Consider the following 340-nt stretch of genomic DNA (forward strand, 5'->3'; position numbering starts at 1 on the left):
ATCTTTCATTGATTCTTTTTGACCGATCTGAGAGCCAGAAGGACCCAAGTAAGACACTTGAGCACCTTGATCAAAAGCGGCGACTTCAAACGCACATCGAGTTCGTGTTGATGCCTTTTCAAAGATCAAAGCGATGTTTTTACCAGTAAGCTTCTTCTGCTCAGTACCTGCATACTTAGCTTTTTTAAGGTCAGCTGACAGGTCGAGTAAAAACTGAATCTCTTTAGGAGTAAAGTCGAGTAGTTTTAGAAAGTTACGATTGCGAAGATTAAAGGCCATCTTTCGCTCCTTGCGTATATAGAATCAATGAAGAACTTAGTTAAACATAAAAATGCTATAT

General features: G+C 38.8%; 1 pseudogene. It reads right to left on the minus strand.

Features of this window, described 5'->3' with window-relative positions:
* A pseudogene (locus BCT81_RS01685) lies at nt 1-279 on the minus strand (ornithine carbamoyltransferase subunit F); the annotation flags it as partial.
* Nucleotides 280-340: the final 61 nt, after the last annotated feature.

This window comes from Vibrio sp. 10N.261.52.A1, from assembly GCF_002876325.1.
GTDB classification, from domain to species: Bacteria; Pseudomonadota; Gammaproteobacteria; order Enterobacterales; family Vibrionaceae; genus Vibrio; species Vibrio chagasii.